Annotated in this window: 19 protein-coding genes and 1 other annotated feature; of the genes, 6 read left to right on the top strand and 13 right to left on the bottom strand. The window is 51.3% G+C overall.

The genetic code is table 11. The features are described from left to right. The first annotated feature begins 244 nt into the window (after positions 1-244). From pykF to GTPT_RS11555, 3 genes are all read left to right on the top strand, one after another. Positions 245-1,657, top strand: a complete 1,413-nt coding sequence (pykF, locus tag GTPT_RS11545; protein WP_029989553.1) for a pyruvate kinase PykF — start codon at positions 245-247, stop codon at positions 1,655-1,657. Between the two features lie 291 nt (positions 1,658-1,948). After that, positions 1,949-2,185: a major outer membrane lipoprotein gene (locus GTPT_RS11550; protein WP_025901922.1), complete on the top strand. Its 237-nt coding sequence runs from the start codon at positions 1,949-1,951 to the stop codon at positions 2,183-2,185. A gap of 268 nt (positions 2,186-2,453) precedes the next feature. Beyond that, positions 2,454-2,855 (top strand): hypothetical protein, encoded by a 402-nt coding sequence (locus GTPT_RS11555; protein ID WP_025901921.1) that lies wholly within the window; start codon positions 2,454-2,456, stop codon positions 2,853-2,855. 42 nt (positions 2,856-2,897) lie between these two features. Here the strand turns inward: GTPT_RS11555 and ydiJ are convergent, their stop codons facing one another. Then, entirely contained in the window at positions 2,898-5,954 is a 3,057-nt protein-coding gene (gene ydiJ, locus GTPT_RS11560) for a D-2-hydroxyglutarate dehydrogenase YdiJ (protein ID WP_029989552.1), read from the bottom strand. Between the two features lie 188 nt (positions 5,955-6,142). On the opposite strand from ydiJ, the gene ydiK reads away from it, so the two are divergent. Further along, entirely contained in the window at positions 6,143-7,297 is a 1,155-nt protein-coding gene (ydiK, locus tag GTPT_RS11565; protein ID WP_025901919.1) for an AI-2E family transporter YdiK, read from the top strand. Between the two features lie 325 nt (positions 7,298-7,622). Further along, complete coding sequence (locus tag GTPT_RS11570; protein ID WP_025901918.1) at positions 7,623-8,666, top strand: 3-deoxy-7-phosphoheptulonate synthase; 1,044 nt, start codon at positions 7,623-7,625, stop codon at positions 8,664-8,666. Positions 8,667-8,679: 13 nt separating this feature from the next. Here the strand turns inward: GTPT_RS11570 and GTPT_RS11575 are convergent, their stop codons facing one another. The 10 genes from GTPT_RS11575 to thrS all read right to left on the bottom strand — a co-directional run bounded on the left by GTPT_RS11575 (position 8,680) and on the right by thrS (position 18,187). Continuing rightward, positions 8,680-10,119 carry a protein adenylyltransferase SelO gene (locus GTPT_RS11575; protein WP_025901917.1) on the bottom strand — a complete coding sequence of 480 codons (1,440 nt, stop codon included), beginning with the start codon at positions 10,117-10,119 and terminating at the stop codon, positions 8,680-8,682. A 153-nt stretch (positions 10,120-10,272) separates the two neighbouring features. Beyond that, positions 10,273-10,734, bottom strand: a complete 462-nt coding sequence (locus GTPT_RS11580) for an NlpC/P60 family protein (protein WP_029989551.1) — start codon at positions 10,732-10,734, stop codon at positions 10,273-10,275. 281 nt (positions 10,735-11,015) lie between these two features. Then, a complete protein-coding gene (ihfA, locus tag GTPT_RS11585; protein ID WP_025901915.1) occupies positions 11,016-11,315 on the bottom strand; it encodes an integration host factor subunit alpha in 300 nt (99 codons plus the stop codon). Positions 11,316-11,319: 4 nt separating this feature from the next. Further along, complete coding sequence (gene pheT, locus GTPT_RS11590) at positions 11,320-13,707, bottom strand: phenylalanine--tRNA ligase subunit beta (protein ID WP_025901914.1); 2,388 nt, start codon at positions 13,705-13,707, stop codon at positions 11,320-11,322. Between the two features lie 14 nt (positions 13,708-13,721). Further along, positions 13,722-14,705 carry a phenylalanine--tRNA ligase subunit alpha gene (gene pheS, locus GTPT_RS11595; protein ID WP_029989550.1) on the bottom strand — a complete coding sequence of 328 codons (984 nt, stop codon included), beginning with the start codon at positions 14,703-14,705 and terminating at the stop codon, positions 13,722-13,724. A 71-nt stretch (positions 14,706-14,776) separates the two neighbouring features. Then, positions 14,777-14,901 (bottom strand) — a sequence feature (Phe leader region). Further along, positions 14,852-14,896, bottom strand: a complete 45-nt coding sequence (gene pheM, locus GTPT_RS17550; RefSeq protein WP_001386830.1) for a pheST operon leader peptide PheM — start codon at positions 14,894-14,896, stop codon at positions 14,852-14,854. (Overlaps the previous feature by 45 nt.) Positions 14,902-15,016: 115 nt before the next feature. Continuing rightward, complete coding sequence (gene rplT / locus GTPT_RS11600; RefSeq protein WP_025901912.1) at positions 15,017-15,373, bottom strand: 50S ribosomal protein L20; 357 nt, start codon at positions 15,371-15,373, stop codon at positions 15,017-15,019. 42 nt (positions 15,374-15,415) lie between these two features. After that, positions 15,416-15,613 carry a 50S ribosomal protein L35 gene (gene rpmI, locus GTPT_RS17100; RefSeq protein ID WP_004157374.1) on the bottom strand — a complete coding sequence of 66 codons (198 nt, stop codon included), beginning with the start codon at positions 15,611-15,613 and terminating at the stop codon, positions 15,416-15,418. 102 nt (positions 15,614-15,715) lie between these two features. Then, positions 15,716-16,255, bottom strand: a complete 540-nt coding sequence (gene infC / locus GTPT_RS11605; RefSeq protein ID WP_025901911.1) for a translation initiation factor IF-3 — start codon at positions 16,253-16,255, stop codon at positions 15,716-15,718. 3 nt (positions 16,256-16,258) lie between these two features. Then, entirely contained in the window at positions 16,259-18,187 is a 1,929-nt protein-coding gene (thrS, locus tag GTPT_RS11610) for a threonine--tRNA ligase (protein ID WP_025901910.1), read from the bottom strand. Between the two features lie 524 nt (positions 18,188-18,711). On the opposite strand from thrS, the gene GTPT_RS11615 reads away from it, so the two are divergent. Further along, entirely contained in the window at positions 18,712-18,948 is a 237-nt protein-coding gene (locus GTPT_RS11615) for a hypothetical protein (protein WP_029989773.1), read from the top strand. Between the two features lie 400 nt (positions 18,949-19,348). Here GTPT_RS11615 and GTPT_RS11620 read toward each other — a convergent pair whose 3' ends face one another. Continuing rightward, positions 19,349-20,686, bottom strand: coding sequence for an MFS transporter (locus GTPT_RS11620; protein ID WP_025901908.1), 1,338 nt, complete (start codon positions 20,684-20,686; stop codon positions 19,349-19,351). A 100-nt stretch (positions 20,687-20,786) separates the two neighbouring features. Beyond that, a complete protein-coding gene (locus GTPT_RS11625; RefSeq protein ID WP_025901907.1) occupies positions 20,787-21,737 on the bottom strand; it encodes a 2-hydroxyacid dehydrogenase in 951 nt (316 codons plus the stop codon). Between the last annotated feature and the right edge of the window lie 151 nt (positions 21,738-21,888).

The following is a 21,888-nucleotide window of genomic DNA, read 5'->3' on the forward strand; positions in this document are numbered from 1 at the left end:
CCGCGAATAACGTGATAAGAATCCTGACTGACAGAGTTTGCGCAACATACCTATCCGGCCTTTATACGCGTCGTCAGGCTTTCGACGTCCAAGATGGCCCTTGCCTTTCTTATCTTCGTTATCGCTCCGGTAACGCATTATTATCTAAGTTACAAAATTATCTGAATCACAAATTTCCGCCATCGGCAGATACTTCCGGTGGTTCGTGTTTCCTAAATTCATTACAACTTGTAGATAACCCGTCATGAAAAAAACCAAAATCGTCTGTACTATCGGTCCAAAAACTGAATCCGAAGAGATGCTGAAAAGCCTGCTTGATGCAGGTATGAATGTTATGCGTCTCAATTTTTCTCATGGTGATTATGCCGAGCATGGCCAGCGTATTGCGAATCTGCGCTCAGTGGTGGGTAAAACCCGTCATAACGCCGCTATTCTGCTGGATACCAAAGGCCCTGAAATCCGTACGATGAAGCTTGAAGGCGGAAACGATGTTTCACTGCAGGCGGGACAGACGTTCACCTTTACGACTGACCAGTCAGTTATCGGTAACAATCAGCAGGTCGCTGTGACTTACCAGGGGTTTGCCGCTGATCTGGCTATCGGTAATACCGTGCTGGTTGATGACGGTCTTCTGGGAATGGAAGTGGTTGAAGTGACGGAAAACACCGTTGTCTGCAAAGTTCTGAACAACGGCGACCTTGGCGAGAACAAAGGGGTTAACCTGCCAGGCGTTTCCATCCAGTTACCGGCATTGGCGGAAAAAGATAAACGTGACCTGATCTTTGGTTGCGAACAGGGCGTCGATTTTGTCGCAGCCTCTTTTATCCGTAAGCGTTCGGATGTTCTTGAAATCCGCGAGCACCTGAAACAGCACGGCGGCGAAAACATCCAGATTATTTCCAAAATTGAAAATCAGGAAGGCCTGAATAATTTCGACGAAATTCTGGAAGCATCCGACGGTATCATGGTTGCCCGTGGTGACCTCGGCGTTGAAATCCCCGTAGAAGAAGTTATCTTCGCTCAGAAGATGATGATCAAAAAATGTAACAAGGCCCGTAAACTGGTGATCACCGCGACCCAGATGCTGGACTCAATGATCAAGAACCCGCGCCCTACCCGTGCAGAAGCCGGTGATGTCGCCAACGCCATCATTGACGGTACCGATGCGGTAATGCTGTCAGGTGAGAGTGCGAAAGGGAAATATCCTCTGGAAGCCGTCACCATTATGGCCACCATCTGCGAACGTACTGACCGCGTCATGGGAAGCCGTATTGATGAACTGAAAGAAAGTCACAAATTACGTATTACCGAAGCGGTGTGCCGTGGCGCAGTCGATACGGCAGAAAAACTGCAATCATCGGTGATCATCGTCGCAACCCAGGGGGGTAAATCAGCGAAATCTATCCGTAAATACTTCCCGGGCGCGACCATTCTGGCATTAACCAACAATGAAACGACCGCACGCCAGTTGCTGGCAACTAAAGGCGTGGAAACACATCTGGTTGAGAAAATTAGTTCAACGGATGACTTCTATCGTATCGGTAAAGAGCTTGCATTAAGCGCCGGTTATGCCCAAACCGGTGATGTGGTGGTAATGGTTTCCGGGGCTTTAGTCCCGAGCGGAACCACAAACACTGCATCAGTTCATGTTATTTAATCAATAACGTTAAAAAGGCACCTTCACCGGTGCCTTTTTTTATTCCTTTTTATTTTAAATGATAACCAAAAAAATAAAAATCGACTAAAGACCCTATCTTAAATTAAGGTAAATCCGATTAAATTCCTGTATTTCTGTTAAAAACTTTATCAACGAATATTAATCGCTGTTTCTTTGAGCGAATAGGTTAATTTAAGCATCTTCTCATAAAAAATATATTCTCAACACAAAAAACTTTGTGTAATACTTACCGGGCTACATGGAGATTAACTCAATCTAGAGGGTAAAATAATGAATCGTACTAAACTGGTACTGGGCGCGGTAATTCTGGGTTCAACTCTGCTGGCTGGTTGTTCTAGCAACGCTAAAATCGACCAACTGTCAAGCGATGTTCAGACTCTGAACACCAAAGTTGACCAGCTGAGCAACGACGTGAACGCAGTGCGTTCTGACGTTCAGGCTGCTAAAGACGACGCAGCTCGCGCTAACCAGCGTCTGGATAACCAGGCTCACGCATACCGCAAGTAAGCGTTCTGGTAACGAAAATGGTGCCCCAAGGGCACCATTTTTTTTGTCTTTTCCTCAAGCCCTGTCCTGCACGGCTCTTTTTACTTCTCTTCATAATAACGCCCGGATTTCATACCCCCGCTAAACTCTCACCCGCTCACATTCGTGGTTAAGCGATCCCGGAAACGGCACTTTCTTCTCATCATTTTCGTTAATAAATACGATCCCCCTTGCCTTTACACGGCTATAAGCATGATAATGATTATCATTACTAACAAAGGAGCCGGATATGATCTCATTTTCAGGATGGCTGGAATTGCACCTTGAGGAATATTACCAGGCACTGAATGCCATGTGCACAGAGTTTCACCTCAGTAAATCCGCACTGAAACATCCAGACAGCTCACTGACAAAATTGCGGGAATTTAATGATCTCTGCCTGAGTATGGCCGACAGATGTCATCAGCAGGGAGATGATGAACGGTATATTGCTTTGTTACTGGAACTCCACCAGCAGCTGATCAGCGAAATGGCCAATGAACAACGCGAGGCAATGTTTCGTTTACAGGCGCTGCAACTGGCACGCGAGTCTCTGGGCCGGCTGAGTCATGTCCTGATGCAGGAAGGTGAATGGGAACAGTTTTGTGGCCTTCAGGAGCAGTTTTTCAGTTATGCAGAACAATTGCCCTGACCGGAGGCAGAGGAAGCCAGTGTTCCTCTGCCGTTGCCGTTATCAGCTGATGATATCCAGCAATGCCTGTAACGGATGACGTACCGCCTGCCCTTCGACACGTTTCACCTGGCTGCGGCAGGAATAACCGGTGGCCAGACAACGCTGAGGAGACCGTTTTTGCAGATGCGGTTGCCAGGACAGTGCATAGATCCCCAGCGAGTTATCCAGGTTTTTGGTTTCATGGCCATAAGTCCCGGCCATACCGCAACAACCGGCGTTAACTGTCTGCAGTTCAGCACCGAAACGACCGAATAGGGTTTTCCAGCGAGCCGGGGACTGCGGCAATGCGGTACTTTCCGTACAGTGCGGGAACAGATACCAGGCCTCTCCGTGGGTTTGCTGCTCTGCCCTGTCAGAAGTCACACTATCGAGCCATTCGTGGGCAAGCAGCACGTTAAAGTTACCGCGTTTCTCCCCGAGGATCTGACGGTATTCGTCCCGGTAGCAGAGCACCAGTGCGGGGTCTGTACCGACCATCGGAATACCCAGTGTCGCTATATCATTCAGAATATCCGCGCTTTTCTGTGCGGTTCTGGCAAACCGTTGCAGGAAGCCTTTTACATGCTGAGCCTTACCGTTGGGTGTGAATGGCAGCAATACCGGTTTATAACCCAGTTTACCGATAAGCCGGATAAAGTCAGTGATCAGGCTGGCTTCGTAATAGCTGGTAAAAGGATCCTGCACCACCAGCACATACTCGCGGCGTTCGGCTTCTGTCATGCCGCGTAGGTCATCCACCGTCGTCGTCAGTGCCCGGTGTCCGGCCAGCTGATGTCTGAGGCCCGGCGACGACAGCGCCGGAAGGTCAGCCATACCGATATGTTTTTTACTTAACGCCTGAATGCGGGGATGCGTCAGAAAAAAGTTAAAAAACTGCGGGGCTTTTGCCATCAGGGGAGTATAGCTTTCCACAGAGGCAACCAGATGATCGCTAAGCGGGCGCAGATAGCGGCTATGATACAGTTGCAGAAAACGCGAACGAAACGACGGGACATCGATTTTAATCGGGCACTGTGTCGAACAGGCCTTACAGGCCAGGCACCCCGACATGGCTTCTTTCACTTCGTGAGAAAAATCATATTCACCCCGGGCGGCCTGGCGGGTATTTTTCAGCTTACTGATAAAACCGCGCAGGCTGAGGGAGTTCTGTGGCAGCGCACGTTCCAGTTGTTGTGGATCCACCCCCTGCTCTGCCAGTAAGCGTAACCATTCACGGGTCAGCGTTGCCCGCCCTTTGGGTGAGTGCAGCCGGTTACGGGTAATTTTCATCGACGGGCACATCGGGCTGTTAACATCAAAGTTAAAGCATAACCCGTTGCCATTACACTCCATAGCGCCGCGCCATTCCTCTCTGACCGAGACCGGGATTTGACGGTCAAAACTGCCCCGGGTCGGGCTTTCTATCGGCAGAAGTTGCGCATCGCTCCCCGCGGGGGTACAAATTTTACCGGGGTTAAGGCGGTTCTCCGGGTCGAAAGCCCCTTTAATGCGCCGCAATTCGCCGAATAACGCCGGGCCGAAGAAGTTTTCGGTGTAAGCGCCCCGATAGCCTTTTCCATGTTCTCCCCACAGTAATCCGCCATAGCTGGCCGTTAACGCCACGACCTGGTCGGAGATCTGCTTCATCAGCATTTCCTGCTGAGGGTCACACATATCCAGTGCCGGACGCACATGTAACACCCCCGCATCCACGTGACCGAACATCCCGTATTTCAGACCATGACTGTCCAGTAAGGTGCGAAAATCAGCGATATAGTCAGCCAGATGCTCCGGCGGAACCGCGGTATCTTCCACAAACGGGATCGGCTTAGCATGCCCTTTCGCATTTCCCAGCAAACCTACCGCTTTTTTACGCATCGCATAGATCCGCTCAACTTCATCAAGCTGCGTGCATCGCTGATAGCCGATGATACCGCCTTCTCTGGCGGCCATCAGTTCATCCAGCCGGCGGCACAGGTCACTCACCTGTTTTTCCGCCAGTTCGCGGTCGTTCCCCGCAAATTCCACCAGATTCAGCCCCAGCATCGCTTCGCCCGGGATGTCGGTGATCAGTTCGCTGACCGAATGCCAGACAATATCTTCACGGGCCAGGTTCAGTACCGTCGAGTCTACGGTTTCCACGGACAGTGCTCTGGCCTGAACCAGAAACGGGGCATTCCGCAGAGCCGAGTCAAAGCTGTCATACTTAATGTTGACCAGCTGACGGACTTTCGGGATAGGCGTAATATTCAGCCGGGCCTCAGTAATAAAGGCCAGTGTTCCTTCAGAGCCGCACAGGATACGGGTCAGGTCGAACGTTTGCAGATCGTCACTGAGCACATGACGCATGTCATAACCGGTCAGAAAACGGTTAAGTTTCGGGAAATTATCTGTCACAAGCTGCCGGTTATCCCGACAGCTACTGAGCACCTGCTGATAGATATGCCCTTCCGTCGTCTTTTCGCCGGCAATCTGCTCTGCCAGACTGATCGGCATCGCACGGGTATCAATAATGTCCCCGTTGACCAGCACCGCCCGCAATCCCAGCACATGATCTGACGTTTTACCATACACCAGCGACCCCTGGCCGGAAGCATCGGTATTAATCATTCCCCCCAGTGTGGCACGGTTACTGGTGGATAATTCCGGCGCAAAGAAAAAACCATAAGGTTTCAGCCACTGGTTCAGCTGATCTTTCACCACTCCCGCTTCTACCCTGACCCAGCCTTCCTCACTATTGATTTCCAGGATCCGGTTCATATAACGGGACATATCGACAATCACACCGCGGTTAAGTGACTGGCCATTGGTACCGGTGCCGCCCCCTCGCGCAGTAAAGGTCAGGCCGGCGAACGCCTCACTATCAGCGATACGACTTAACAGCGCAACGTCAGCAACCGAACGGGGAAAAAGGATGGCATCGGGCAGACACTGATAGATACTGTTATCTATCGACATACTGAGCCGTGAGCCATAATCGGTGGCGATATCACCGGTAAAACCTTGTATCGTCAATGTTTCAATATAGGAAAGCACCTGCGGGCTGAGTCCCGGGGCCTGCTGAATCTTTGGGATCATGTGATAAAAACCAGGATGTCGTGTCATTTTAATTTTCAGGAATATTTTGTTTTACCACATTTTATGAGATGTCGCTTTTGTTACTGCATGAAAAAGTTTGCTTTTATTTACTGTCGTAATTGCCCGAAATACCGCATCATTATCGGGAACCCTCTCATTGGGTGAATTCAAAGAGGTAAAGAGGTGTTATGAAAGCACGGTCAGAAAACAGGGATCTCCCTCAGAAGCTATTTACACTGATGTTTTTTGTATTAATGATGGTCGCCTGTTTCTGGGTGGTTCAGCCATTTATCCTTGGCTTTGCCTGGGCCGGCATGGTCGTTATCGCGACCTGGGGACTGATGCTGCGTATACAAAAAATTCTCTGGGGCCGCCGTTCGCTGGCTGTTCTGGCAATGACACTGATTTTATTACTGGTGTTTATTATTCCGATCGCCCTGCTGATCAGCAGTGTGCTGGATAACAGCGGGCCGGTGATTGCCTGGTTATCCTCCGGCCATATTCAGATACCGAAACTCGAGTGGCTCAGCAATGTTCCGTATATCGGCAACAAACTGGCGCTGTACTATCAGAAAATGATCGCCGGCGGTGGCAGCGCATTAATCACCAGCGTCCAGCCCTATATCGGTCGTACCACCAGCTTTTTTGTTGCCCAGGCAGGCCATTTTGGCCGGCTGATGGTGCATCTGACGCTGATGTTACTGTTCAGTATTCTGCTCTACTGGCGGGGTGAGCGCGTGGGCCAGGGAATACGGCATTTCGCTTACCGGCTGGCTTCACGCCGGGGTGACGCAGTGGTATTACTGGCAGGTCAGGCTATTCGTGCCGTTGCTCTGGGCGTCGTCGTGACCGCATTACTGCAGGGCGTCATCGGGGGCATTGGCTTAGCACTCTGCGGTATTCCTTATGCGACTATCCTGACCGTAGTCATGATCCTCTGTTGCCTGATCCAGCTCGGCCCATTGCTGGTGCTGATCCCTGCGATTATCTGGCTGTACTGGAGCGGAGACACAACCTGGGGGACGGTACTGCTGGTCTGGAGCTGTGTTGTCGGTACCATGGACAGTTTTGTTCGCCCGATGCTGATCCGGCTGGGAGCCGATTTACCGATGCTGATCATCCTTTCCGGGGTCATCGGCGGACTGGTAGCCTTCGGCATGATCGGCCTGTTTATTGGTCCGGTAGTACTCGCGGTCTCATACCGTCTGTTGTCGGTCTGGATGCATGAAGCGCCGGAGCCGCACGATAATCCGGATTTGGTGGTGGAAGAATTACTGGAAGATGCCCGTAAAACGGCAGAAGAAGAGCGTAATGCCCGTCAGGCACAGGCTCCTGTAAAATAATCATCACTGATCATTCTCCCCTGGCGACGTCAGGGGAGCTTTCCCTCCCTACTGCCCCGCCATCCCGAATGGGAAGATTCTTACAGATTCAATACAAATTTAACTTTACGATAACCCTTAGGATTTTGTTGCGGCATCTGAATGCCACCCCTCTATTGCTGTGTGTAGTCTTTGCCCTTCTCCGGACGGGCATTTTTTTATTCTGAATTCCGCGCTTTCTCTCCTGTTTTACATTGCCGTTGATTGTAATCACACACTATTCGTCTATTGTTGAGGCCATATCTTGCCGGCATTTTCCGGTAAGCAGCATGACTTCGAGACTATCATGAATAAAACCGATGAATTACGAACATCGCCGGTGGCACGCCTGGTCACTCCGGAACAACTGGCACGACAATATCCGGTTTCAGAGGATATCAGTGCCAATATTCTGGCCACCCGGCAACGTATCAGCCAGATACTGCAGCACCCTACCCCTCGTTTACTGGTGGTGATCGGCCCCTGTTCGCTGCATGACCCGCAATCTGCGTTCGACTATGCTCAGCGCCTGAATCTGCTCCGTGAGCGCTACCAGGGCCCGCTGGAAATTGTTATGCGGACCTATTTCGAAAAACCCCGTACTGTTACCGGCTGGAAAGGCCTGATCAATGACCCCTGGCTGGATGGCAGTTATCATATTAACGAAGGGCTGGCGATCGCCCGTAAATTACTGCTGGATATCAACGCATTAGGGATGCCGACGGCGACAGAGTTTCTGGACAGAGTGACCGGGCAGTTTATTGCCGATTTAATCAGCTGGGGGGCTATCGGCGCACGAACCACAGAAAGTCAGGTCCACCGGGAAATGGCTTCGGCGCTTTCCTGTCCTGTCGGCTTTAAGAACGGCACCGACGGCAATATTCGTATTGCTATCGATGCGATCCGTGCCGCACGGGCGAGTCACAGGTTTCTCTCCCCCGATAAACAGGGACAAATGACCATTTATCAGACGCGGGGTAATCCGGACGGACACATCATTTTGCGGGGTGGCCGGACGCCGAATTATTCCGCTGAGCATGTGGCCGAAAGCCGCAACTTACTGGAAGCATCCCGGTTACCCGCCCGGCTGGTGATCGATTTCAGTCATGGCAACTGCCTGAAACAGCATCAGCGGCAATTACAGGTGGCACAGGATGTGGCCCGGCAACTGCGTAATGGCGAAACCGCTATCGCCGGGGTGATGATTGAAAGTTTCCTTGAAGAGGGCCGCCAGGACATGACCCCGGGGCAGCCTCTGGTTTATGGTCAGTCCATCACCGACCCATGCCTCAGTTGGGGGGACACTGAGAAAGTCCTGGAAAACCTGGCGGAAGCTGTCTCCGCCCTCTGACAGTAACCGGAGGTCAGCTCGAACAGCTGATCTCCAGTGATTTCCCCCATTCCGGCGGCCGGTTAAACAGCGCCTGTTGTTCAGGCAACAACTGATACGGGTTTTGCAATGCGTTATGCAGGCCCGCCAGTTGCTCCGTGCCGCCTTTTTCTGTCTCGTCTATCACCTGTTGTGCCAGGTAATTTCTTAGCACCAGCGCCGGATTGGCTGCCTGCATCATCTCTCTGCGCTGCGCATCGCTGTACTGTTCGTCCAGCAGGCGCTTACGGTACTGACTGAACCAGTGATCGAAGGCCGCACGATCAATGAATTCATCCCTGAGCGGTGACTGGCTCTGTTGTTGTTCTGTCTCACTGAGCAAGCGGAATGTGCGCGTATAATCACTGCCTTCGGCTGCCATCAGCGCCAGCAGCCCGCTGAGCAGGTCATTGTCATCCTGCTGTGCCGTAAACAGCCCCAGTTTTCGCCGCATCTGTTGCCCCCAGACACTCATCAGCTCATCTTCATAAACCCCGAGTGCTTGCTTGAGTTGCGGCAGAGATAACAGGGGAGATAACGCATGGGCCAGCCGGTTAAGGTTCCATAACCCTGCGGAAGGCTGATTTTCGAAGCTGTATCGCCCCTGATAGTCACTATGATTGCAGATAAAGCCGGGGTTGTAATCGTCCATAAACCCGTACGGACCGTAATCCAGGGTCAGACCCAGCAGCGACATATTATCGGTATTCATCACTCCGTGAGAAAAACCAACACTCTGCCAGAGCGCTATCAGCCTGGCCGTGCGTTTCACCACATCGGTGAACCACAGCAGATAACGGTCCGGTGCATCTGTCAGCTCAGGCCAGTGATGGCGAATGGCATAATCGGCCAGCGCTCTGACCTGATCCGGTTGATTGCGGTAAAAGAAGTGTTCAAAGTGACCAAAACGCAGATGACTTTCGGCAATACGGACCAGCATTGCGCCCTGCTCGGTCTGCTCGCGCTGCACCGGCTCTTCACTCACCGCCAGGCTCAGTGCGCGGGTTGTCGGGATCCCCAGACCATGTAATGCCTCTGAGGCCAGAAACTCTCTGACCGTCGAACGCACCACCGCCCGCCCGTCGCCCATACGCGAATAAGGGGTCAGTCCGGCCCCTTTCAGATGCCAGTCATATTTCCGGCCATCCGGCAGTTGCTGCTCACCCAGTAACAAACCCCGCCCATCGCCCAACTGACCGGCCCATACGCCAAACTGATGACCACTGTAGACCTGAGCGAGCGGTGACATCCCGGACAGCACATCCCCCCCATAAAACACCGGGTGCCCTGTTCCGGCAAAGAGTTGTTCGTCGAGCTGTAACTCCCGACGTAAAGGCTGGTTGTGGTAGAGCAGACGCCCCTGTTTTAGCGGGGTTGGAGTCACCCGACGATAAAAATCAGGTAGCTCGTCGAACCAGGTATTCGTAAACTGCATAAGGACTCCGCAGGTGGGTACTGTGTCAGACAAGTATCTTATAAGAGGATAAGACGGCAGTGTAACCTGACTGAAGCGAGGATAACAGCCATCGCGCGGCCTTGCGGGCAGGATGCGTAAGGAGAATAACGGAAACGCACGAACAGATAACGGCTAAATGCGTCGGGCCTGCCAGAACACTTTTCGCCAGTAGACATTATTCAGTGAAGAGCGCATAACCCCCCGGCTGGTGGATGCATGAATGAACTGATTATTTTTGTCGTAAATACCCACATGCAAGCCGTCACCTCCCCAGCCGGTTTTAAAGAACACCAGGTCACCGGGCATCAGGTCACTTTTACGGATCCGGGTACCGATGTCACTCTGGCCACGGGTCGTTCGGGGTAAACGGATATCAAAACGGTCACGGAATGTCAGATAAACGAAACCGGAACAATCAACCCCCCGGCGGCTCAGACCACCAAAGCGGTACGGGGTACCCCGCCACTGAGATAACTGCTCATTAAGCACGGCCCTGACCACAGCAGGATCAGAAAGATTTGCATTCGGTGCAGGCGCATGTGAGCTGCATCCCGCCAGTAACATTATCAGAAAGACGATTACTATCCGTACCATAAGCAAGCTCCGTAAACTGCTATCTGTCATGACTTTCAGGGTTACAGCGCAACTGACATCAGAGGTTATCTGCGTCGGGGAGGATAACTTCAGGGTGATAATATCAGGAAAAGAATGGTTACCCTACATCAGCAAGTCTGGCCACCTGTAACTTTAATTAGCCCCGGGTGTGGCCCTTCACTACCCCGGCGACAGACGACGCTGACATGCTCCCCACCCCGGTCAGCGGATAAAAAAAAGGCCGCAAACGCGACCTTTTTCACTATGCTCTGTCACAATGCTTAGCTTTGCTTCGGAGCAGCATTCTCGACACGACTTTTCAATTTCTGTCCCGGGCGGAAAGTCACAACACGGCGAGCTGTAATCGGGATGTCTTCCCCGGTTTTCGGGTTACGTCCCGGCCGTTGATTCTTATCGCGTAGGTCAAAATTGCCAAAGCCTGACAGTTTTACCTGCTCACCATTTTCCAGCGCCCTACGGACTTCTTCAAAAAACAGTTCAACAAGATCCTTCGCGTCACGTTTGCTAAGACCCAGTTTTTCAAACAGATACTCTGACATTTCAGCTTTTGTAAGCGCCATAGGTTCAATCCCTCAAGGTTGCCTGGAATCGCTCTTTTAATGCCGCAACACAGTTAGCTACAGTCGCGGCAATGTCCTCTTCTTCGAGTGTCCGGCTGGTATCCTGCAAAATCAGGCTGATCGCAAGGCTCTTATAACCCTCACTCACACCCTTACCACGGTACACATCGAATAAGTTTACGCCAACTATCTGATTTACGCCAACTTTCTTACACTCTGCGATGATATCCGCTGAAGGGACGTTTTCGGCAACCACCACAGCAATATCACGACGGTTTGCCGGGAAGCGGGAAACCTCCTTCGCAGCAGGCAGCAAGCGGTCTGCAACCTTGTCCCACAGCAATTCAAATACCACTGTCCGGCCGTTCAGGTCAAGTTTACGTTCAAGTTCCGGATGCACAACACCAATAAAACCAATGTATTGATCCTGCAAATAAATCCCTGCGCTCTGGCCAGGATGTAACGCAGAATGCTGTGCCGCACGGAACTCAATCGATGCAGCTTTTCCGGTCAGGTCCAGTACCGACTCCAGGTCACCTTTCAGATCGAAATAATCGACAGTCGCACGTTCCTGATCCCAATGCTCTTCAAAACGCGGCCCGGTGATCACCCCTGCCAGCATCAGTTCCTGACGGATCCCCAGTTCAGCATCGGTATCCGGAACAAAACGTAAGCCGCTTTCGAACAGACGAACACGGCTCTGCTGGCGGTTCTGGTTATACACCACCGCACCCAGTAAGCCGGTCAGCAGTGACAGACGCATCGCAGACATATCGACAGAGATCGGGTTAGGCAGCAGTAAGGCTTCTTCACCCGGGTGAACCAGGTTTTGCAGTTTAGGATCCACAAAACTGTAGGTAATGGCTTCCTGGTAACCTTTATCAACCAGCATGGCTTTCACGCGTGACAGCGGCAGGTTAGCTTCACGGTGCGGAGGCATCACCAGATCAGCCCGGACCGGGACATCGGGGATATTGTTATATCCGTAAATACGCGCGACTTCTTCGACCAGATCTTCTTCGATAGCCATATCGAAACGCCAGGCCGGTGCCGTTGCCGTCCACTGTCCTTCTGCGGTGACTACATGGCAGCCCAGACGTTGCAGGATATCGGTCACCTGCTCATCTGCAATATGATGGCCGATCAGACGGTCCAGTTTTTCACGACGCAGGGTAATAGTCGCCGGTACCGGCAGTGTTTCCTGATGGCTACGGTCAATCACAGGACCGGCTGCACCGCCGCAGATTTCCAGCAACAGCGCCGTTGCACGCTCGATAGCACGGTACTGCAGTGCAGAATCAACACCGCGCTCGTAACGGTGTGAAGCATCGGTATGCAGACCATAACGACGGGCACGACCGGTGATCGCTAACGGGTCAAAGTACGCACTTTCAAACAGGATATTGGTGGTGCTTTCATTCACCCCGGAGTCTGCCCCGCCAAAGATACCGGCCATCGCCAGTGCTTTTTGCTGGTCAGCGATCACCAGAGTATCTGAGGTCAGCGTGACTTCGTTACCGTCCAGCAGTGTCAGCTTTTCACCTTCCACGGCCTGACGGACAACAATGCCGCCCTGCACACGGTCGAGATCGAAGGCATGCATTGGCTGGCCCAGTTCCATCAGGACGTAGTTAGTAATGTCCACCACGGCATCGACTGAACGGATCCCGCAACGACGTAATTTTTCTTTCATCCACAGCGGACTTTCCACGCTGACGTCGATACCGGTAATAACACGACCCAGGTAGCGCGGACAGGCATCGGTAGCCTGAACCTCAACCGGGAATGTTTTATCGGTGGAAGGTGTGACCGCCGCAATTTCCGGCTCCGTCAGTGGCAGACCATTCAGAACGGCAACATCACGGGCAACCCCCATAATGCTCAGGCAGTCAGCACGGTTAGGCGTGACGCTGATTTCAATGGTGTTGTCATCCAGTTTCAGAAACTGACGGAAGTCAGTGCCCGGCACCGCATCTGCCGGTAATTCCATAATACCGTCAGATTCTACATTGATACCCAGTTCAGAGTACGAGCACAACATCCCTTCAGACGGCTCACCACGCAGTTTTGCGGCTTTAATTTTAAAATCACCCGGCAATACAGCACCGACGGTCGCAACAGCAACTTTCAGTCCCTGCCGGCAGTTAGGCGCACCACAGACGATATCCAGCAGACGGGAACCACCGACATTGACTTTAGTGACACGTAACTTATCGGCATTCGGGTGCTGCCCGCATTCAACCACTTCACCGACCACAACGCCATGGAATGCCCCGGCAACCGCGGTAACATCGTCCACTTCCAGACCGGCCATGGTGATTTGTCCGGAAAGTTCTTCACTGTTCAGGGCCGGATTTACCCATTCACGTAACCAGAGTTCACTGAATTTCATTGGATAACCTGCCCTTATTTAAACTGTTTCAGGAAACGAAGATCATTTTCAAAAAATGCACGAAGGTCGGTCACGCCATAACGCAACATGGTCAGACGCTCCATACCCATGCCGAAGGCGAAACCGGAGTAAACTTCCGGGTCGATGCCGACATTGCGTAATACGTTCGGGTGGACCATACCGCAGCCCAGAACCTCCAGCCACTTACCGTTTTTACCCATCACATCCACTTCAGCAGAAGGCTCGGTGAACGGGAAATAAGACGGGCGGAAGCGTACCTGCAGATCTTCTTCGAAGAAGTTATTCAGGAAATCATGCAGCGTCCCTTTCAGATTGGTAAAGCTGATGTCTTTATCAACAATCAGGCCTTCCATCTGATGGAACATCGGTGTGTGAGTCTGGTCGTAGTCATTACGATACACACGTCCCGGAACGATAACGCGGATAGGCGGTGCGCTGTTTTCCATGGTACGGATCTGTACCCCTGAGGTCTGGGTACGCAGTAAGCGTTTTGCATCAAACCAGAAAGTATCGTGATCCGCACGAGCCGGATGGTGTCCCGGAATGTTCAGTGCATCAAAGTTATAGTATGCATCTTCAATTTCCGGGCCATTAGCCACACGGAAGCCCAGCTCACCGAAGAAACTTTCGATACGGTTGATGGTCCGGGTGACCGGGTGCAGACCGCCGTTTTCGATACGACGTCCGGGCAGCGAAACATCAAGGGTCTCTTCCGCCAGTCGCGCGTTCAGTGCAGCAGACTCCAGCGTCTGTTTGCGTTCATTTAAGTGTTCCTGAACCTGCTGCTTAGCTTCATTGATCACCGCACCGGCTGCCGGACGTTCTTCGGCCGGTAATTCGCGCAATGTCATCATCTGCAGAGTCAGATGGCCTTTTTTACCCAGGTATTCGACGCGAACTGCATCCAGGGTGGCGATATCCGTCGCCTCGTCTATAGCAGCCCGGGCGCGGGCAACTAATTCTGCGAGTTGGGACATGTTTTCCTCTTCTTCCGGTTAGTCTGGTATTTGTTCCACTCCGGGATGACTCCCGGGGCTGTTTCGCCAAAACGAAAAAAGCCTCCACCAGGGAGGCTTTTAGCGCGATTTTTCGTTTCTTTTCTGCTGCGCAAAAGCCCCTGACATCAGGTGCTAAAGTAAAAAAAGAAACGGAAAATAGCAGCATTCATGCTTGCGTTACCTTAGTTGCTGAGAAAGAAAACGGACTACTATAATAACAGATTAAAGTCAGAGAGTTAGCTTTTCTTAGCAGAAATAAAAAAGGGAGCAAGCTCCCTTTTCTAACTGACTTATGCCAGAACTGATTTCGCTTTTTCGACCAGAGCAGTAAATGCTACTTTGTCGAAAACTGCGATGTCAGCCAGGATCTTACGATCGATTTCAATAGAGGCTTTTTTCAGGCCATTAATGAAACGGCTGTAAGACATGCCATTCTGACGGGCTGCTGCGTTGATACGAGCAATCCACAGCTGACGGAACTGACGCTTACGTTGACGACGGTCGCGGTATGCGTACTGGCCAGCTTTGATGACAGCCTGGAAGGCAACGCGGTAAACACGTGAACGTGCACCGTAGTAGCCTTTAGCTTGTTTTAAGATTTTTTTGTGACGAGCGCGGGCAATTACACCACGTTTTACACGAGCCATATTAGCTCTCCTGTTTTATATTCTGTGAAAAAAAAAGTTAACTTATGCGTATGGCAGGCAGGCAATAACCAGACCCAGATCGCCTTTAGAAACCATGCCTTTAGGGCGCAGGTGACGTTTACGCTTAGTAGACTTTTTAGTCAGAATATGGCGCAGGTTAGCGTGTTTACGCTTGAAGCCGCCAGAAGCGGTCTTCTTGAAGCGCTTGGCCGCTCCACGTACAGTTTTAATCTTTGGCATTTTAAAAAATATCCACTTCGCATTGTTAATAAAATGAACCAGCAGGCGAATAAAACCGCTCAGCCGTAAACGGACAGAGCGGCAGTATTACTTGAATGCCTGCTACTTCTTCTTGGGTGCGAGCACCATAATCATCTGGCGTCCTTCAATCCTTGATGGGAAGGATTCAACAACAGCCAGTTCAGACAGATCTTCTTTCACGCGGTTAAGCACTTCCATACCAATCTGCTGGTGCGCCATCTCACGACCACGGAAACGCAGCGTGATTTTGGCTTTATCGCCTTCTTCCAGAAAACGAATCAGGTTGCGTAGTTTGACCTGATAGTCGCCTTCATCTGTACCAGGACGGAATTTAATTTCCTTAACCTGGACAATTTTTTGCTTTTTCTTCTGTTCCTTAGAAGATTTGCTTTTTTCATAGAGGAATTTGCCGTAATCCATAATTCGGCAAACCGGCGGCTCGGCGTTAGGGCTGATTTCAACTAAATCCACGCCTGCTTCTTCAGATTTTTCTAAAGCTTCGCGCAGGCTAACAATGCCTAGCGGCTCACCGTCAACACCCGTCAGACGTACCTCTGTTGCACGGATTTCACCATTGATACGGTTCGGACGTGTTGGTTGTACTCTTTTTCCGCCTTTAATACCTTACTCCTCCAATTGATTAAGATTTCTGCTGCGAATTTCCTGCTGCAGATTATCTATAAATACGTCGACATCAATAGATCCTAAATCTTTTCCACGGCGGGTACGCACGGCAACTTTACCGGCCTCCACTTCTTTTTCACCGCAGACAAGCATATAAGGGACACGACGTAATGTGTGTTCACGAATTTTAAAGCCAATCTTCTCGTTTCTCAAGTCTGCTTTTACACGAATACCCGCTTTTTGTAATTTACGGGTCAATTCGTTGACATAATCCGCCTGATTATCGGTGATATTCATCACGACAACCTGTAACGGTGCCAGCCAGCTTGGGAAGAAACCTGCATATTCTTCGGTAAGAATACCGATAAAGCGCTCCATAGAGCCAAGAATAGCACGGTGGATCATTACCGGGGTCTGGCGTTCGTTGTTTTCGCCGACATAGGTAGCGTCCAGTCGTCCCGGTAATGAGAAATCGAGCTGTACTGTACCACACTGCCACGCACGATCCAGACAATCATACAAAGTAAATTCAATTTTAGGGCCATAAAACGCCCCTTCACCCGGCTGGTACTCGAATTCAATGTCGTTTTCTTTCAGTGCTTCGGCCAGATTCTGCTCCGCACGGTCCCACAATTCGTCGCTGCCGATACGTTTTTCAGGACGGGTAGACAGCTTAACGACAATTTTTTCAAAGCCGAAGGTGCCGTACATGTCATAAATCATCCGGATACAGCTATTCACTTCATCCAGAATCTGGTCTTCGGTACAGAAAATATGCGCATCGTCCTGGGTAAACCCACGGACACGCATCAGACCATGTAATGCCCCTGACGGTTCGTTACGGTGGCAGCTACCAAATTCCGCCATACGTAATGGCAGGTCACGGTAAGATTTTAGACCCTGATTGAAAATTTGCACGTGGCCCGGGCAGTTCATTGGCTTAATACAGTATTCACGGTTCTCTGAAGAGGTGGTGAACATCGCCTCTTTATAGTTTTCCCAGTGACCTGTTTTTTCCCATAACACCCGGTCCATCATAAACGGACCTTTCACTTCCTGATACTGGTACTCTTTCAGCTTGGTACGGACAAAGACTTCCAGTTCGCGGAAAATAGTCCAGCCGTCATTATGCCAGAACACCATACCCGGCGCTTCTTCCTGCATATGATACAGGTCAAGCTGTTTACCGATTTTACGGTGGTCACGCTTCGCCGCTTCTTCCAGACGTTTCAGGTAGGCAGCCAGCTGTTTTTTATCGGCCCAGGCCGTACCGTAGATACGCTGCAGCATTTTGTTATTGCTGTCACCGCGCCAATAAGCACCGGAAATTTTCTGTAATTTGAAGTGATGACAGAAACGCATATTCGGTACGTGCGGACCGCGGCACATATCGATATATTCTTCATGATGGTACAGGCCGGGACGGTCATCATGGCTGATGTTCTCATCCAGAATCGCCATCTTGTAGCTTTCGCCACGTGACTCAAAGGTATCCCGCGCTTCCTGCCAGCTAACGTTCTTTTTAATGACGTTATAATTAGTTTCAGCCAGCTCGTGCATACGTTTTTCGAGCCGCTCGATGTCTTCCTGGGTCAGGGTGTGATCCATATCCACATCATAGTAGAAACCATTATCAATCACCGGACCGATAGCCATTTTGGTATCCGGCCACAGTTGCTTGATAGCATGCCCCAACAGGTGAGCACAGGAGTGGCGAAGGATTTCCAGACCGGCTTCATCTTTCGCGGTAATGATCGCAACCTCAGAATCTTCGGTAATAGGATCAACCGCATCCACCAGCTCACCGTTTACCCGACCCGCGATACAGGCTTTAGCAAGCCCCGGACCGATATCCTGAGCAATATCCATGACACTGACCGCATGGTCAAAAGAACGCTGACTTCCATCAGGAAGAGTAATAACAGGCATTTCATATCCTTAATTGCAGTGGTAACCCACACGAAAGGCTACATGCAAATATTGATTTTTATTTAAATTCAGTAAGTTACACTACCATCACAACACAAAATTATCTGTCTGGTACACTCATAGGTACACAAAAGTAACTCTATGTTTTCTTTGATGTGCTGCAGTCTGGTAATGGTACATGCTAATCCGCCTGACGAAAAGAATGGGATTAACATCAAAGGGATTTTATCAGTACCCGCCTCATGATCTGTACAAAAAAACCGCAGGATACTTTGTCACGGGGGAAACTCCGTTTTTTAGTGCAACGCTCTTTTCAAAGCTATAGGACGTTGCAGGAGGGATCGCTCAGCAGCAAAAGTACTGCTTCACTGTCGCCTTGACCGGGCACGTCACGGCTTAGCGTTATGTCTGCTTTTACAAACTTACTGTTCTGAAACAATTTAACAATTAAATTAATAAATTAGTCCATCGTGGTTCTGTCAGCGGATGTTATTCTTATGCGGCAATAACAGGAGAGTTTTATTATGAAGAAAAGTATTTCCGCACTGGCACTGGCCGGTACGTTACTGCTGTCCCAGACAGCGATGGCAGCAGGCTGCATCAAAGGCGCGGTTGCCGGGGGTGTTGCGGGTCATCTGGCTCATCATCACGCGGTTGCGGGTGCAGTGGCCGGTTGTTTTGTGGGCCATCACATGGCTAAAAAATCAGCCCAGCGCGCAGCTGCTGAAAAACGGCAGGAAGCACAGCAGGCCAATCAGTAATCATGCGTTTACAGCTCCCGGATCCAGGGAGCTGTTTTTATTGCCCGTTCTTCGCGTTCCCCTGCACCTCTGCGGCAAACTCCTTGCAGGCATCCGTATCACCTGCGTGATTTTCTGCCCTTCATTGTGACCTTTACCGGTGTCTGATATTCACAACGGATCTTATTCCTCCGCGTCTGCCTGCACCCGTCAATTCCGTAAAGGTATTCTCTATCGCTAAACAATTATATTTCGTCGGCATTACATGTCGGTCAGTAAAACGGGCCGATACTGTCGCGCTCATCCCGTCGCCAGCCTTGTGACCCTAATGTCTGACCATAGAACGAATATGTTCTGCCGGGAACACAGTCATAGTTGCTATGTTCCCGGCCGTAAGGTGATATCCCTTTATGCAAAGCGATCAGACCCGTTTCAGCGAAGCTGAGCGCAGCGGTGCCTTCGCTGATTTGTCCGCAGAGCGGTCATCCGGCTTTTTTCCTGAGGACAAGTCACACTCTTTCGGCAACACGAAGGTAATCGTCCCGGCCACTAACAGCGATACTGCCAGCGCACATACCGCGACGTTATGTCCGTACAGATAAATCATGATCCCCACCAGATAAGGTCCGCAGAATCCGCCCAGATTACCGAGTCCGTTGATCACCCCACGGGCGCTGCCAGCCACTTCCGGAGAGGCAATACGGCCGGGAATAGACCAGAAAGGACTGGTCGCCGCTTTCAGGAAGAAACCACAGATAACCAGCGCGATATAGGCTGCCACCACATGGTCCCGCAGGATCACTGATGCCACCAGCGCTGCCGCAAAGCAGTAAAGCGAAACCCGTACCCATAAGCGGCGTTTACCTGTGCGGTCGCTGAGCATAGAAATCACATAAATCCCCGCCAGAGTCGCCAGGAACGGCAGAACCGCCAGTAATCCGACACTGGCCATATTGCCGCCGGTCAGGTTTTTCAGAATGCTCGGTAACCACAGGGTATAACCGTAATCCCCGGTCTGATAAAAGAAGTTCAGTGCCACCAGCTGCATCAGCCCCTTATTCCTCAGTACCGCTTTTAACGGCGCTTTAGCGACCGGGGCCAGTTCTTCACGTGCTTTACGCTCGCGCCCCAGGACGGTCAGCAGATATTCCCGTTCTTTTTCAGGCAGCCAGCGGGCTTCCTCCGGACGGTCACTGATCACAAGCCACCAGACCGCCAGAACAACCACAGACAGCAAGCCCTCGATAAAAAATAACCAGCGCCAGTCGAGCGCGGCGATAATAGCTCCGGACACCGGGGCGGTAAGCATCCCTCCCAGGGGAGCAAACATCATCACAAATGCGTTGGCCCGGCCCAGTTCTTTTTCCGGAAACCAGTTGCTGACCATGGTCAGGACGACCGGTAACATCCCCCCTTCCGCGACGCCGAGAAAAAAACGCAGCGCCAGTAACTGATATTCATGGGTGACAAATCCGGTTGCAATCGAGACAATTGCCCAGGCCGACAGAGACCAGGCGATAAAGCGTTTACCACTACCGTACACGGCAATACGCCCACCGGGAATTTGCAGAAACAGATAACCGATAAAAAATATTCCGCTGGCGACACCGGCCATCTGGCTGGTGATCCCTAAATCTTTTTCCATTCCGCCAGGCAATGCAAAACTGATATTGACCCGGTCCATAAATGACATAATACAGGCAATGAGGATCGGTGCGATAACCCGCACCCAGCGGGTTCCTGGTATTTTATCGTTCATAATAATGTCCTGGTTACATCAGCCACCCCCGGAGACTGTCTGGCAGAGGCTGATCATCAATGAAAAAGGCATGTTCCCTCGTAATACCGGTACTCTTTTGTTATTGAATTAAGCCCGGGATCGCCCGGCCTGAGAAGTAAGCCGCCAGATTGTCGGACACCGACTGGCTCATTGCCTGGCGGGTCTCCACTGTGGCACTGGCCACATGGGGTTGCAGCAATACATTATCGAGTGCGAAGAAAGCCTCCGGCACATGCGGTTCGTGCTCAAACACATCCAGCGCTGCCCCGGCAATCACTTTTTCCTGTAATGCCCGCAACAGTGCCGGTTCATCAATCAGACTGCCGCGGGCAACATTAATCAGCCAGGCGTGTTCAGGCATCGCCTCAAAGACAGCGGCATTAATGATGCCGCTGTTTTCGGCGCTCCCCGAGGCGGCAATCACCAGGAAATCACTCTGACTCGCCAGACTGTGCAAATCCTCACACCACTGGTCATCGAGCGCATCATTACGCTGACGGCTGTGATAAAGAATGGTCATATCAAAACCTTTGGCCCGGCGGGCGATGGCCTGGCCAATGTTCCCCATACCCAGAATACCGAGACGCTTAGTGCTGACTTTGGTCGCCAGTGGCGGTGCTGTCTTTTCCCACTGCCCGGTACGCACGAAATGGTCTCCCTGACACAGCCGGCGGCTGGCAGCCAGCAGTAATCCCATCGCCAGGTCAGCAACATCATCGGTCAGTACGCCGGCAGTGATCCCGACATGGATGCCCCGCTCCCGGGTATAACTGAGGTCGATAGCATCGGTGCCAACGCCGAACACGGCGATCATACCGGCCTGCGGCAACTGCTCCAGGATGTCACGGCTGACGCCTGTATCGCCCCGGGTGACGACGGCCTGAACTTCTCCCCCGTGACGGTTGAGAAATTCTGTAGTATCGGTTTGCTCATAAAGACGGAATACCCGGTAGCTGGCGTCCAGAGAAGTTTGTAAGACGTCCATCACCGGTGCGATGAGCAAAATAACGGGTTGAGTATTTGTATGCATAGCAACGGTCCTGTCTGATAAGCCTGTAACGTGTGTTATGTATCAAACGTGTTTTTGCCGCTGATTGTTGCGATCTCCGTCACGCCAGATAATGTTAAAAATTTGTGTTACTTCTGGCGTGATCTGACAGACATTTTACTGACATGTAACA

Source organism: Tatumella ptyseos ATCC 33301, from assembly GCF_000735525.1.
Classification (GTDB): domain Bacteria; phylum Pseudomonadota; class Gammaproteobacteria; order Enterobacterales; family Enterobacteriaceae; genus Tatumella; species Tatumella ptyseos.